Below are 14,355 nucleotides of genomic sequence, written 5' to 3' on the forward strand. Positions count from 1 at the left end.
TGACTGGTCTGCGCACCCGGCACTGAGAAAGTAATTCGGCGCCAAGTCGAACAGACACCCGGCATCGGTGTCGCGGCCATGCGCGTCGACGCGGACAGCGATTCGCACTTGCGATCCCGTCGCGCGGCCGGGAAAATCGCCGCCTGTCAGCCAGAGCACGCCTGCCGGGCTCAAGCCATTCGCCCTCGCAGGAGTTTTCCGATGTCCGCCCTCCCTTACCGGCCGGCGCCGGCGTGTCTCGCGCTGGCCCTGCTGTCGTTGTGCTCGCTGTCGCCGTCGCTGGCGTTCGCCGCCGAATCCGCCGACGAACCCGCGGCCGAAGCGCCCGCCGATTCGCAGGTCCACCAACTCGATCAGATCCAGGTGCGCGGCGTGGCCGGGCCGAAGTTCGGCGCCGAGCGCACCCGCAGCGCGACCAAGACCGACACCGCGCTGATCGAAGTCCCGCAGGCGATCACCGTGCTGCCGCGCGCGCTGATCGATGCCCAGGGCGGACGCTCGCTCAACGAGATGCTGGCGCTGGTGCCCGGCGTCGGCCTCAACAACGGCGACGGCCAGCGCGATCAGGTCGCGATCCGCGGCTTCAGCGCGCTCGCCGACCAATACCTCGACGGTGTGCGCGACGACGCCATGTACTACCGCGACCTGGCCAACGTCGAGCGGATCGAAGTGCTCAAGGGCACCGCGGCGATGCTGTTCGGCCGCGGCTCTTCGGGCGGCCTGATCAATCGCGTCAGCAAGCAGCCGCTCGATACCGCGCAAGGCAAGCTGCGCCTGTACGCCGACAGCGAAGGCGGCCGCCGCGGCGAGTTCGACCTGACCGGCCCGCTTGGGCCCGGCGCGGGCCGCGTGGTTGGCGCGCTCGAGGATTCCGAGACCTTCCGCGAGCAGGGCTTCATCGAGCGCTGGCTGATCGCGCCGTCGTACCGGTTCGAACTCGGCGGCGGGCAGTTGCTGCTGCAGGCCAGCGCGCAGCGCGACGAACGCGTCACCGACTTCGGCATGCCGAGCCTGTTCGGCCGGCCCGTCGATATGCCGATCGATACTTACTACGGCTCCAGCGATGCGCGCCACGACGATTACAGCCGCGCCCGCGTCAATATCTTCAATGCGACCTACAGCAAAGCGCTGAGCGAACAACTCGACCTGCGCGTGACCTTGCGCGGTACCGACTACGAGCTGGATCGCCGCAACACCTTGATCAGCGGCAATCCGTTCCTGCGCAATGGCCGCTGGCTGTCGGCGCGCCGTCACGCCGGCAATACTCGCGACCAGCAGGCGTGGTTCGCGCAGACCGATCTGGTCTACGAAGGCGAGCGGCATCGGCTGCTGATCGGCAGCGAGCTGAGTTACGAGCGCAAGGACCAGGCCAGCTACGGCGGCGTCGCCACGCCGATCGATCTGCTGAATCCGGCGCTCGACCGGCCGCGATTCAATCCGCGTCCCGAGGCCGCCGCGCGCAGCCGTCTGCGCAACGCCGCGTTGTACGTGCAGGACCAGATCACCCTGAGCACGCAGTGGAAGGCCGTGGTCGGCGCGCGTTACGACGATTACCGCCAACAAACCCGCGATACGCTCAATTCCGCCGCGCCCGCGCTGGATCGCAGCGATCGCGAATGGAGCCCGCGCCTGGGCCTGATCTGGATGCCGAGCGCGCAGCAATCGCTGTACGCGAGCTGGGGCGAGTCGTTCCAGCCCTCGGCCGAAAGCCTGCCGCTGAGCACGGTCAATGTCGATATCAGCCCGGAAACCACGTCCAACCGCGAGGTCGGCTACAAGTTCGCGCGCGCCGACGGCCTGCTGAGTTTCGACGTGGCGGTGTTCGAGACCGAACGCGAACACATCAAGACCACCGATCCGGTCGACCCGCGCCGGCAGATCGGCGTGGGCACCCAGCGCACGCGCGGCGCCGAGGTCGGTCTGGCCGCGTCCTTGCTCGACCAGCGCCTGGATCTGTATGCCGGTTACGCCTACCTCGACGGCGAGATCACCAAATCCAACAACGTCGCCAGCGGCGTCGCGTTGCAGGGCCGCACCTCGCCGCTGACGCCGCGCCACAGCGCGTCGGTGTATGCCGAATACGCCTTGGGCCGCGGTTTCAGCGTCGGCGGCCTGGCCCAGCACGTCGCCCTGCAATACGCCGCGCCGACCAATCTGAGCGTGCTGCCGGCGTTCACCCGCTTCGATTTCAATCTGCGCTACCAGACCGGGCCGTGGGATTGGCGCCTGCGCCTGGAGAATGCGTTCGACAAGCGTTACTTCGCTTCGGCGCACGGTTCGGTCGACGGCTTCAACGCGCCGGGCGCGCCGCGCACGCTCAGCCTGACCATGGACTATCGCTTCTGAGGAGGCGTCGCGCTTCGGCGCCGGCGCGAAGGTTCAAGCGATGGCGCGGCTCGGACGCAGGTCCGCTGTCGCGCCGGACGGTCAGCGCGACAGCGGCGGCACCGGCGTGGGCTTGCCGTCGATGCCGAGCGCGATCATGGTGAAACGGCCGCGCGTGGCGAGTTGGGAGTCGCCGGTCAGCAGGTCTTCCTTGTGCATCTCGACCTCGACCTGCATCGAGGTGCGGCCGGTTTCGACCACGCGCGCGACCAGTTCGACCAAGGCGCCCTTGGGCACCGCGGTGTGGAAATCGATCTGTTCCGAGCGCGCGGTCACCACGACCGTGCGCGCGTAGCGCGTGGCGGCGATGAAGGCGGCCTTGTCCATCCACGCCAACGCCTGTCCGCCGAACAGCGTGCCCAGATGGTTGGTGTGATCGGGGAACACGATCTCGGTCATGCGGGCTTCGGACATGGCGGGCTCAGGCAAGTGGCTTTGAAATGCAGCGGATATTCCCTCTCCCGCTTGCGGGAGAGGGCTAGGGTGAGGGGCTTTTGATTTCGTTTCTGGAAAAACGCAGGGCCTGGTCATACCCTCACCCCAACCCCTCTCCCGCACGCGGGAGAGGGGCTTTAAGACAGATGGGAGAGGGGCTTTGAGAGCGACGAAATAAAGCGCGAAAACTCAAAACGCTTCGTCGAACGCCACTTCGCCCTGCACGCCGACCTGATACGCCGAAACCCGGCGCTCGAAGAAGTTGGTCACTTCCTGCACGTCCTGCAGGTCCATGAACGCGAACGGGTTGGTCGAGCCGAAATGCTTGGGCATGCCGAGCTGGGCCATGCGCTGGTCGGCGCAGTATTCCAGGTACTGGCGCATGTCCTTCAACGACAGGCCGACCACGCCGCCGGACAGCACGTCCTGGGCGAACTGGTATTCGCAGTCCACCGCGTCCTCGAACATCCTGACCACCTGCGCGCGCAGATCGGCGTCGAACAGGTCGGGCTCTTCCTCGCGCGCGGTGCGGATCACCTCGAACGCGAACGCCATGTGGCAGCTTTCGTCGCGGAACACCCAGTTGGTGCCCGAGGCCAGGCCGTTGAGCAGGCCGCGCGAACGCAGGTAGTACACGTAGGCGAAGGCGGCGAAGAAGAACAGGCCTTCGATGCAACCGGCGAAGCAGATCAGGTTGAGCAGGAACTGGCGGCGCTGTTCGCGCGTCTCGATGCGCTGCAGGCCCTGGATCGAATCCATCCAGCGGAAGCAGAACTCGGCCTTGGCCCGGATGGATGCGATGTTCTCGACCGCGTCGAAGGCCTTGGCGCGCTCGTTCGGATCGGGCAGGTAGGTGTCGAGCAGGGTCAGATAGAACTGCACGTGCAGCGCTTCTTCGTACAACTGCCGCGACAGGTACATGCGCGCTTCGGGCGCGTTGATGTGCTGATACAGGTTCAGCACCAGATTGTTCGACACGATGCTGTCGCCGGTGGCGAAGAACGCGACCAGGCGCTCGACCAGATGCCGTTCGGCCGGGCCGAACTTGTGCTTGAGGTCGTTGACGTCCTGCGAAAAATCGACTTCCTCGACGGTCCAGGTGTTGCGGATCGCGTCGCGGTACATCTCGTAGAAATGCGGGTAGCGCATCGGCCGCAGGGTGAGATCGAAGCCGGGGTCGAGCAGCAGACGGGTTGAATCGGTGGACATGGTGGTTCCTTAGATATTGCAAGCCTCTCTCGCAAGCGAGAGGCACTTTCTCCCTTCTCCCGCTTGCGGGAGAAGGTGCCCGAAGGGCGGATGAGGGCGCGCGCGAATCGATAACAGCGCGAGCTGCGCGGTACGTTTGCCCTCACCCCGGCCCTCTCCCGCACGCGGGAGAGGGAGCAAAGCGTGTTACTGACAGGCTTCGCAGGACTCCGGATTTTCCAGCGAGCAGGCGATCGCCTCGCTGGCGGTGAACTCCACCGGCGCCAGCTCGGGCTTCGGCGTCGCCGCGACCGGCGCGCTGACCGTGGTCTTGGCGATCTTGGTGGCCGGACGCGAACGCAGGTAATACGTCGTCTTCAGGCCCTTCTTCCAGGCGTACATGTACATCGAGCTGAGCTGGCCGATGTTCGGGCTCTCGATGAACAGGTTGAGCGACTGGCTCTGGTCGATATACGCGCCGCGCTCGGCGGCCATGTCGATCAGCGAGCGCATCGGCAGTTCCCACGCGGTGCGGTAGACCTGACGCAAGGCCTCGGGCACTTCGGTCACCGACTGGATCGAACCTTCGGCCATCTTGATCCGGTCGCGCATCTCGGCGGTCCACATGCCGAGCTTCTTGAGTTCCTCGACCAGGTACTTGTTGACGACCAGGAAGTCGCCCGACAGCGTCTCGCGCTTGAACAGGTTCGACACCTGCGGCTCGATGCACTCGTAGCAACCGGCGATCGACGCGATGGTCGCGGTCGGCGCGATCGCGATCAGCAGCGAGTTGCGCAGGCCGTGTTCGGCGATGCGCTTGCGCAGTTCGTCCCAGCGCTCGGGCTGCGACGGGGTCACGCCCCAGGCTTCGAACTGCAACTCGCCGACGCTGGCGCGGGTGTCGTCGAACGACGGGTGCTTGCCGTGTTCCATCGCCAGTTCGTTCGACGCCGACAGCGCGTGGAAGTAGATCGCCTCGGCGATCTCCATCGCCAGCTTGCGCGCCGGTTCCGAATCGAACGGCAGGCGCAACTTGAAGAACACGTCCTGCAGGCCCATCGAACCCAGGCCGACCGGACGCCACTTCAGATTGGCGCGGCGCGCGGTTTCGATCGGATAGAAGTTCAGGTCGATCACGCGGTCGAGCTGGCGCACGGCCAGGCGCACGGTCTCGGCGAGCTTGTCGAAATCGAACGCGCCCTTGCCGTCCTCGTACATCTCGACGTGATGCGAGAGGTTGATCGAGCCCAGGTTGCACACCGCGGTTTCGTCCTGCGAGGTGACTTCCAGGATCTCGGTGCACAGGTTCGACAGATGGATGACGTTGCCGTCGCGCAGGGTCTGGTTGGACGCGCGGTTGGACTTGTCCTTGAAGTTCATCCAGCCGTTGCCGGTCTGCGCCAGGGTGCGCATCATCCGGCCGTAGATGTCGCGCGCCTTGACCTTCTTGGCCGCAAGGCCCGCGGCTTCGGCGGCGTGGTAGGCGCGATCGAAGGCTTCGCCCCACAGGTCGGTCAGCTGCGGCACCTTGGACGGGTCGAACAGCGACCAGTCGGCATCGGCCTCGACCCGGCGCATGAATTCGTCGGGAATCCAGTTGGCCAGGTTGAGGTTGTGGGTGCGGCGCGCTTCGTCGCCGGTGTTGTCGCGCAGTTCCAGGAATTCCTCGACGTCGGCGTGCCACGGCTCCAGGTACACGCAGGCCGCGCCCTTGCGCTTGCCGCCCTGGTTGACCGCCGCGACCGAGGCGTCGAGGGTCTTCAGCCACGGCACGATGCCGTTGCTCAGACCATTGGTGGAACGGATCAGCGAGCCGCGCGAACGGATGCGCGTGTAGCTCAGGCCGATGCCGCCGCTGAACTTGCTCAGCTTGGCCACGTCCATGTAGCGCTTGTAGATGCTTTCCAGCGAATCGTCGGGCGAGTCGAGCAGGAAGCAGCTCGACAGCTGTTCGTGGGTGGTGCCGGCGTTGAACAAGGTCGGCGAGGACGGGATGTAGTCCAGTTGCGCCATGCGACGATACAGCGCGAGCGCGTCGCTGACGTCTTCGCTGAGCGCGCAGGCGATGCGCAGGAAGAACTGCTGCGGGGTCTCGATGACGGTGCGCGCGGTCGGATGGCGCAGCAGGTAGCGGTCGTACAGCGTGCGCAGGCCGAAATAATCGAACTTGGCGTCGAGGCTGCGGTCGATCGCGTCGTTGAGCTTGCGCGCGTTGGCCTGGACGAAGGTCACCAGGCGTTCGTTGATCAGGCCCAGCTCATGGCCGCGCTGGATCGACTGCGAGAACGCATGGATCTCGATGCCGGCGACTTCCTTCTCGATCACGCCGGCGAGCAGGCGCGCGGCGAGACGGCCGTATTCGGGTTCTTCGGCGGTCAGCAGGGCGGCGGTGCGGATCGACAGTTCGTCGAGTTCCTGGGTGGTCGCGCCGTCGTACAGGCCGGAGATGGTGCGCGTGGCCACGCGCATCGGGTCGATCGAATACAGGTTCTCGCCGCTGCGGGTCACCGCGCGCACGATCTTGTTGAGGTCGACCGGTTCGCGCCGACCGTTGCGCTTGGTCACGCTCATGGTCAGGTTGGCGGCGGGCGGGGTCAGGGCGAAACCGGGCGCGGCGTCTTGCGCATCGCGGGCAACGGGTTTGGCGGGGGCGGCGGGGGCGTCCGCGACGGGGGCGGCGGACGGATCGGTTGCGAGCGTGGTCATGAGCGTTACTCCGGGGCGTGGATGCACGGTGCGGAGACGCCGACGCACCACCGACGACGAACCGCGCGCGCGGCGTCACCGATGGCACGGCCGTGCCCCCGCGGGCGGGAATCTCGGAGCTTGCTGGCTGGGTGTCGCGCGGCCCGAGACGCGAGGTCCGGGACGGTCCGCTCCGCGCATCGCGCCGGAACGGACGGGCACGACGGTGTCCGTCGTGCCGCGACACCGGCCGTCTTCCTCCGAAGACTCCTTAGGGCCGGGACCGCGCGGTGTGCGACGCGCGGCTGTCGGCAGGTCTTCGGGCTCGGGACCCGGAGCGAGAAACGGGCAAAGAGAAGTGAGCGACGAGGGGTGACCCGTTTCTCACTTTTCTTTGCCCGTGTCCCGTTCCTCCTACAGGGTCGCTTCCCAGGCGTACCGCCCAGTGCCATGACCCGTTCGTTTCCCATACCGCTGCGGGGCAGCGCCGGCTTCGAACCACGCGTGAGCGCGATTCCTACCGGCTTCCCTTTTCAGCCGACCTCGCGATCGGCACCGACGAGCACAACATAGTGTGGTTACGCGATTTCGTCAACGCGATATGTGGTAGATGAATCGTGTATATAAGGAGTGAAGGCAATGCTTCCCTACACCTCACATCGGTGTAACCTGCCCGCCATAAGGACTGGGGAACTGTGATGGAAGCACTGCTTGTGTTGTTGGGACTGGGTTTGCTGCTGGTCCCGGTTCTGCTCATCGTCGCGCTGGTCCAGGTGTCCGGACTCAAATCGCGGGTGAGCGAACTCGAACGCCGTCTCAGCCAGGCCGCGCCGGCCCCGTCGGCCCGTCCCGCGCCGGTCGCGCGCAGCATCGACGATGAGACCCTGGCCGAGCGCATGGCGCGCGAAGCGCCGCCGCCGCGACCCCAGGCCGCCGTCCCCGAGGCCGCCGCCGCGCCGCCCGCGCGCGTGGCGCCCGACGCGCCGCTGGCCGCCGCCGCGTCTTCGCCGCCGCCGTTGCCGGCCACGCCCACGCCTGCCGCGCCGCCGCGTTCGCCGCCGCGCCCGATCCCGCCGCGTCGCCCGGCCGCGCCGGTCGAGCCCGACGTATTCACCCTCGGCGTGCGCTGGGTGCGGCGCTGGTTCACCGAGGGCAACGTGCCGGTCAAGGTCGGCATGCTGGTGTTGCTGGCCGGCGTGGCTGCGTTGCTCAAGTACGCCAGCGACCAGGGCTGGATGCGGGTGCCGATGGAGTTCCGTCTGGCCGGCATCGCGATCGCGGCGATGGCCGGGCTGGTGTTCGGTTGGCGCCAGCGCGAACGCAAGCGCATTTTCGGCCTGAGCCTGCAGGGCGGCGCGATCGGCGTGCTGCTGCTGGTGGTGTTCGCCGCGTTCAAGCTGTACGGCATGATCCCGGCCGGCGCGGCGTTCGCGATCAGCGTGGTGCTGGTCGCCGGCGCCGGGGTGCTGGCGGTGAAACAGAACGCGCTGGCGCTGGCGGTGTTCGCGATACTGGCCGGTTTCCTCGCGCCGATCTGGCTGTCGACCGGCTCGGGCAATCATGTCGCCTTGTTCGGCTACTACGCCGTGCTCAACGCCGGCATCTTCGCGATCGCCTGGTGGCGCGCGTGGCGCATCCTCAATCTGCTCGGCTTCGTTTTCACCTGGGGCATCGGCAGCCTGTGGGGCGTGCTCAAGTATCGGCCGGAGCATTTCTCCACCACCGAACCGTTCCTGCTGCTGTTCTTCGCGTTCTATCTGCTGATCCCGGTGCTGTACGCGCGCCGCCGCGCGGCCGGACGCAAGGATTTGATCGACGGCTGCCTGCTGTTCGGCACGCCGCTGATCGCGTTCACCTTGCAGGCCGGATTGCTCGAAGGCGACCGCATGCCGCTGGCGTTCTGCGCGCTCGGCCTGGGCGCGATCTACGCCGCGCTGGCGTGGTGGCTGCGTCGCGATCAACGTTTCGTTGCGTTGGCGACACCGTACGCACTGCTGGCGGTGGGTTTCGCGACCCTGGCCGTGCCGCTCGCGCTGGCCGCCGAAGCCACCGCCTGCGTGTTCGCCTTGGAAGGCGCGGCATTGATCTGGCTGGGCCTGCGCCAGCAGCGCTGGCTGCCGCAGATGACCGGCATGGGTTTGCAGGTGGCCGCGGCGCTCGCCTTCATCATCGGCGCCAGCGATTCGGTCTGGGACGGCGACACGCCGCTGCTCAACGCCAACTTCGCCGGCGCGCTGCTGATCTCGCTGGCCGGTTTCGCCAGCGCCTGGAGCTACCGGCGCAGCGCCGACCGCACGCCGGCCGCGTTGTTCTACCTGTGGGGCATGGCCTGGTGGCTGGCGGCGACCGGCAGCGAGATCGCCGACTTCGTCGCCGACCGCAACAGCGCCGATGCGGTGCTGATGCTGGTCGCGTTCACCGGCTGGATCGCCTCCGAAGTGTTCCGTCGCCACGACTGGCGCGCGTTGTCGGCGACCAGCACCTTGGCGATGCTCAGCGGCCTGCCGTTGCTGTTCATCCAGATCGACCAGCATCAGCAGCCGTTCGCGGCATTGGGCTGGCTGGCGTGGGCGTTGTACGCGGCGTTCGGCGGGCGCAGCCTGCTCAATCTGCGCGAACGCGCCGGCGGCGAACTCGCGGTCGCGCATCTGGGCTGGCTGTGGTCGTGGGCGCTGGTGCTCGGCCTGAGCCTGTTCCGGTTGTTGCGGATGTCGGTGGACGACGGCGTGGCCAACTTCGGTTCGGGCTGGACCGCTTCGGCGCTGCTGCTGCCGATCTTGATCATGGCCGCGCTGACCTTGTGGCGTCCGAACCTGATCGCGCAACCGCTGGCCGCGCGTTTCGCGCAATGGCGCTCGGTCGCGATGGCGTTGTTCGTCGCCGCGCTGGTGGCGGTGATCGCGCTGGCCTTGACGACTCCAGCCAATCCGCATCCGTTGATGTGGCTGCCCGTGCTCAATCCGCTGAGCCTGCTGCAACTGGCGACGCTGGTGGTGATCGGCGCGTGGTTGGCCTCGCCGATGATCGACCCGGCGGTGCGCGCGCGCCGCGTGCCGTTGCTGGCGGTGGCCGGCTTCGTCCTGATCACGGTCGAAGTGCTGCGCAGCGCGCACTTCTGGGGCCAGGTGCCGTGGGGTGCGTCGATGTTCTCGACCAGCCTGGTGCAGACCAGCCTGACTGTGGTCTGGAGCGTGCTCGGCGTGGCCGGCTGGATCGCCGGGTCGCGCCGCGGCCAGCGCGTGCTGTGGCTGGCCGGCGCGGTGCTGATGGCGGTGGTGTTGGTCAAGCTGGTGTGGATCGATCGCGGCCACCTGGGCAACCTGCTCGGCATCGCCTCGTTCATCGCCTACGGTCTGCTGTGTACCTTGGTCGGTTACTTCGCGCCGGCGCCGCCGAGCAAGCCCGACGATTCCGCCGCCCGCCCGGATGGCGAGGACGATTCACGAGAGGTCCAAGCATGAAGCGTTGTGTCCGCAACGGTGTGTTGATCGCCGCCGCCGTGCCGCTGCTGGCGCTGGCCGGCGCGCGCGAGGACTACGCCCGGCAGTGGCCGTTGAACCTGGGCCGCGACGATGCCGGCGCGTATCGCGTGGTGCTCGACGACAGCGTGTACCGGCAGATCCACAGCGCGCAGTTGCGCGATATCGACGTGCTCGACGGCAGCGGCGTGCCGGTGCCGACGGCGGTGTTCACGCCCGAACAGCCCTTGGCGCGCGCGCCGCAACGCGCGCAACTGCCGTGGTTCGCGCTGCCGGCGTCGCCGTCGGGCTCGAGCACGCAGGGCTGGGAACTGGTCAGCGAGATCGAAACCGACGGCCGCCTGCGCCGGGTCGAAGCGCGCAGCACCGGCAGCGACACCAGCAAGCTGCCGCAGACCTCGTTGTTGCTCGATGCGAGCAAGCTGCGTTCGCCGATCCTCGCGCTGGAACTGGAGTGGGCGCCGGGCGCCGCGCTGGACGCGGCGTACACGGTCGAAGGCAGCGACAACCTCGACCAATGGCGCACCTTCGCCAGCAGCGGCCGCCTGGTCGATCTGCAGCGCGGCGGCCAGCGTCTGGTGCAGCGGCGGATCGTGTTCGACTCGATGGGCGAACAGGCGCGTTATCTGCGGCTGACCCCGCAGGACCCGAAGTCGGCCGCGCAGATCAGCGCGGTCACCGCGGAACTGGCGACCACCGCGGCCAGCGCACCGCTGCAATGGCGCGAGTTGAAAGGCCAGCGGGTCGAACAGCGCGACGGCAGTGTCGCGTTCGAATACCGGCTCGACGGCCGCTTCCCGATCCAGCAGGCCGACGTGGCCTTGCCCGGCAATCACGCGCTGGAATGGCGCCTGGACAGCCGCGACGACGCCGAGCAGGGCTGGCGCCCGCAGGCCGGGCCGTGGATGGCGTACCAGGTCGGCGGCCAGGGCAAGGGCGACCGTTCCGCCGCGCGTCAATTGGGCGACACCACCCGCGACCGTCTGTGGCGCTTGCGCGCGAACGGCGCGGTGCCGGGCGAACCGGTGTTGCGTCTGGGCTATCGGCCCGAAGTCGTGGTGTTCCTGGCCCAGGGCGCGCCGCCGTACGCGTTGGTGGCGGGCAGCGGCCGCGCCGCGCGCGCGGAGTCGCCGTTGGCGCATTTGATCGAAGCCTTGCGCAAATCCCGCGGCCAGGACTGGCAGCCGTCCGACGCGAGCCTCGGCGCGAGCGCGCCGCTCGCCGGCGACGCGGCCTTGGCGGCGCCGGAGCCCAAGCGCGATTGGCGTTCGTGGGTGTTGTGGGCGGTGCTGGTGGTGGGCGCGTTGTTGGTGGCGGGGTTTGCGTTCAATGTGCTGCGTACGAGTAAGCCGCCGGCGGGCTGATGGATTGATGGTGTGGATACGCTTGGAATAAAAAGGCGGCGCATGTGGATGCGCCGTTTTTTTATGGCTAAGGAATCATCGTCGTGGTTCTTCCGAACAAGCTGCGTCTTCTTGCTCAGTGCGAAGCCACAATGTCTTCTATGGCATGGCATGGCATGGCATGGCATGGCTTCGGCTCCGACGCTCTGTTTCCAATCGCGAGGGACCTTCCGCCTGGTCGCTTCGAGCACGAAGTCGCCACCGATCCCGGTCTTGTCGCATGGTTCGCAGCAGCCCTGTAGGAGCGGCGCAAGCCGCGACCGCGGGAATGCAGTTGCGATGAAGGTTTCGAGGTTGTCGCAATGGCGCGGTCGCGGCTTACGCCGCTCCTACAGGTAGGCCATGTCGCTTTTGCTTGAGTTTGAAGCCACGCAGTTCATCCAGCGCTGCGAAGCCACTGACTCGCGTTAGCGCCAGCACACCCGGGTGCGCATGGTTCGCCGTGCCCCTGTAGGAGCGGCGCAAGCCGCGACCGCGGAATGCATTTGCGATGAAGGTTTCGAGGTTGTCGCAATGGCGCGGTCGCGGCTTGCGCCGCTCCTACAGTTAGGCCATGCAGGTTTTGCTTGAGTTTGAAGTCGCGCAGTTCATCCAGCGCTGCGAAGGCACTGACTCGCGTTAGCGCCAGCACACCCGTGTGCGCATGGTTCGCCATGCCCCTGTAGGAGCGGCGCGAGCCGCGACCGCGAGAATGCAGTTGCGATGAAGGTTTCGAGGTTGTCGCAATGGCGCGTTCGCGGCTTGCGCCGCTCCTACAGGTAGGCCATGCAGGTCCGGCTCGTGCCTGAAGCCGCGCAGTTCATCCAGCGCTGCGACGCTCGGAACTCGCGTTAGCAAAAGCAGACCCGAAGGGCGGCGCACATGGATGTGCGCCGTGCGCCACCGGGACAGGATGTCCCGTGTGGCGCATGCCTGCGTAGGCACCGATCGTGCGGGCCCTTGATTCACAACAAAGCATTTTTCTTTGGTTACCTTTCTTTTGTTGCTTTAGACAAAAGAAAGTAACTCGGCCGCTTGCGGACGAAAGCTGTTGATCTGGTCTTTGGCTTCAAAAGCTCCAGAGCTTCAAAGCTTTGAAGCCTTTAAAGCTGCAAGCAGGATCAAAAGCGTTCCGCCGCTGAAGCGGCGGGTCACTTTCTTTTGTCTAAAGCAACAAAAGAAAGGTAACCAAAGAAAAATGCTTTTCTTTGAATCAAGAGCCCGCAAGTGCGATGCATCCGCGGGGGTAGTCCACACAGGACATCCATGTCCTGGGTGGCCTACGGCACGCATCCATGCGTGCCGCCCTTCGGGCCTGCTATTGCATCGCGAGTTACAAGCTGCGCCGGGCCAAAGCCAAAGCTCAAGATCGAAGGCAACGGCAACGGCAACGGCAACGGCAACGGCAACGGCAAACGGAAGAACCAGCCCTTGAGCGGGCGAAGTCCGCCAACTCCGATGCCCGACATGCGCACCCGAATGCCAACCCAGCCGGGCCGGCCAGGACCTCCATTCAGCCCCGAGGTTTATTTCGACCTCCCACGCCGCGACAATACCCACCCCGAACCGCCGGTCCGACCGCCCGGACCTGCGCCGCCCCCATCCCCTAGACCCAGGAGTTCCCGTGTCCATCGTCCGCATGACCGATCTCGATCTCGCCGGCAAACGCGTGCTGATCCGCGAAGATCTCAACGTCCCCATCGACGACGGCCGCATCACCTCCGAGCAGCGCATCACCGCCGCGCTGCCGACCCTCAAGCTCGCGCTGGAGAAGGGCGCCGCGGTCATGGTCACCTCGCACCTCGGCCGGCCGAAGGAAGGGCAGTGGAGCGAAGCCGATTCGCTGGCGCCGGTCGCCAAGCGCCTGTCCGAACTGCTCGGCATCGAGGTGCCGCTGGTCAAGGATTGGGTCGACGGCGTCGAAGTGCGGCCCGGTCAGCTGGTGCTGCTGGAGAATTGCCGCATGAACGTCGGCGAAGGCAAGGACGATGAGGCGCTGTCGAAGCAGTACGCCGCGTTGTGCGACGTGTTCGTCATGGACGCGTTCGGTACCGCGCACCGCGCGCAGGCGTCGACTCACGGCGTGATCCGCCAGGCCAAGGTCGCCGCCGGCGGCCCGCTGCTGATGGCCGAACTCGATGCGCTGGCCAAGGCGCTGGACAACCCGGCGCGTCCGCTGCTCGCGATCGTCGCCGGCTCCAAGGTCTCGACCAAGCTGGAACTGCTGGCGTCGCTGGTGAGCAAGGTCGATCAGCTGATCGTCGGCGGCGGCATCGCCAACACCTTCATCGCCGCGATGGGCCATGGCGTGGGCAAGTCGCTGGTCGAAACCGATCTGATCGACACCGCCAGGAAGATCATGGCCGACGCCAAGGCGCGCGGCGCGGATATTCCGGTGCCGACCGACGTGGTGGTGGCGCCGACGTTCGCCGCCGATGCGCCGGCCACGGTCAAGGCGGTCGATGCGGTCGGCGCCGACGAAATGATCCTCGACATCGGTCCGGACACCGCCGCGCGTTACGCCGAGCTGATCAAGAACGCCGGCACCGTGGTCTGGAACGGTCCGGTCGGCGTGTTCGAATTCGACGCGTTCGGCAAGGGCACGCAAACTTTGGCGCGCGCGATCGCCGCGTCCAAGGCGTTCTCGATCGCCGGCGGCGGCGACACCCTGGCCGCGGTCGACAAGTACGGCATCGCCGATGAGGTCAGCTACATCTCCACCGGCGGCGGCGCCTTTCTCGAATTCCTCGAGGGCAAGGAACTGCCGGCCGTGGCCGCGCTCAAGCAGCGCGCGGGCTGAG

7 protein-coding genes and 1 riboswitch are annotated in these 14,355 nt (G+C 66.8%); of the genes, 4 read left to right on the forward strand and 3 right to left on the reverse strand.

Features of this window, described 5'->3' with window-relative positions; genetic code table 11:
• Nucleotides 1-201 precede the first annotated feature (201 nt).
• A complete protein-coding gene (locus IEQ11_RS04795; protein WP_191821928.1) occupies nt 202-2,346 on the forward strand; it encodes a TonB-dependent receptor in 2,145 nt (714 codons plus the stop codon).
• 81 nt (nt 2,347-2,427) lie between these two features.
• Here IEQ11_RS04795 and IEQ11_RS04800 read toward each other — a convergent pair whose 3' ends face one another.
• The 3 genes from IEQ11_RS04800 to IEQ11_RS04810 form a co-directional block, all read right to left on the reverse strand.
• Nucleotides 2,428-2,799 carry an acyl-CoA thioesterase gene (locus IEQ11_RS04800; protein WP_046655589.1) on the reverse strand — a complete coding sequence of 124 codons (372 nt, stop codon included), beginning with the start codon at nt 2,797-2,799 and terminating at the stop codon, nt 2,428-2,430.
• 210 nt (nt 2,800-3,009) lie between these two features.
• Nucleotides 3,010-4,029 carry a ribonucleotide-diphosphate reductase subunit beta gene (locus IEQ11_RS04805; RefSeq protein ID WP_036108679.1) on the reverse strand — a complete coding sequence of 340 codons (1,020 nt, stop codon included), beginning with the start codon at nt 4,027-4,029 and terminating at the stop codon, nt 3,010-3,012.
• 186 nt (nt 4,030-4,215) lie between these two features.
• Complete coding sequence (locus IEQ11_RS04810) at nt 4,216-6,579, reverse strand: ribonucleoside-diphosphate reductase subunit alpha (RefSeq protein ID WP_228464652.1); 2,364 nt, start codon at nt 6,577-6,579, stop codon at nt 4,216-4,218.
• A gap of 407 nt (nt 6,580-6,986) precedes the next feature.
• Nucleotides 6,987-7,268: riboswitch (cobalamin riboswitch) on the reverse strand.
• A 123-nt stretch (nt 7,269-7,391) separates the two neighbouring features.
• Here IEQ11_RS04810 and IEQ11_RS04815 point away from each other — a divergent pair.
• The 3 genes from IEQ11_RS04815 (at nt 7,392) to IEQ11_RS04825 (ending at nt 14,354) form a co-directional block, all read left to right on the forward strand.
• Nucleotides 7,392-10,154 (forward strand): DUF2339 domain-containing protein, encoded by a 2,763-nt coding sequence (locus IEQ11_RS04815; RefSeq protein WP_191821926.1) that lies wholly within the window; start codon nt 7,392-7,394, stop codon nt 10,152-10,154.
• Nucleotides 10,151-11,536, forward strand: a complete 1,386-nt coding sequence (locus tag IEQ11_RS04820) for a DUF3999 domain-containing protein (RefSeq protein ID WP_096413368.1) — start codon at nt 10,151-10,153, stop codon at nt 11,534-11,536. The genes IEQ11_RS04815 and IEQ11_RS04820 overlap by 4 nt, the downstream gene beginning before the upstream one ends.
• 1,642 nt (nt 11,537-13,178) lie before the next feature.
• Nucleotides 13,179-14,354: a phosphoglycerate kinase gene (locus IEQ11_RS04825; RefSeq protein ID WP_191822751.1), complete on the forward strand. Its 1,176-nt coding sequence runs from the start codon at nt 13,179-13,181 to the stop codon at nt 14,352-14,354.
• The last annotated feature ends 1 nt before the right edge of the window (nt 14,355 follow it).

Source organism: Lysobacter capsici, from assembly GCF_014779555.2.
Lineage (GTDB): Bacteria > Pseudomonadota > Gammaproteobacteria > Xanthomonadales > Xanthomonadaceae > Lysobacter > Lysobacter capsici.

Bases quoted from the DNA above. Each gene is read 5' to 3' on its own strand.
- IEQ11_RS04795 (WP_191821928.1), top strand. From the start codon at position 202: ATGTCCGCCCTCCCTTACCGGCCGGCGCCGGCGTGTCTCGCGCTGGCC.
- IEQ11_RS04800 (WP_046655589.1), bottom strand. From the start codon at position 2,799: ATGTCCGAAGCCCGCATGACCGAGATCGTGTTCCCCGATCACACCAAC.
- IEQ11_RS04805 (WP_036108679.1), bottom strand. From the start codon at position 4,029: ATGTCCACCGATTCAACCCGTCTGCTGCTCGACCCCGGCTTCGATCTC.
- IEQ11_RS04810 (WP_228464652.1), bottom strand. From the start codon at position 6,579: ATGAGCGTGACCAAGCGCAACGGTCGGCGCGAACCGGTCGACCTCAAC.
- IEQ11_RS04815 (WP_191821926.1), top strand. From the start codon at position 7,392: ATGGAAGCACTGCTTGTGTTGTTGGGACTGGGTTTGCTGCTGGTCCCG.
- IEQ11_RS04820 (WP_096413368.1), top strand. From the start codon at position 10,151: ATGAAGCGTTGTGTCCGCAACGGTGTGTTGATCGCCGCCGCCGTGCCG.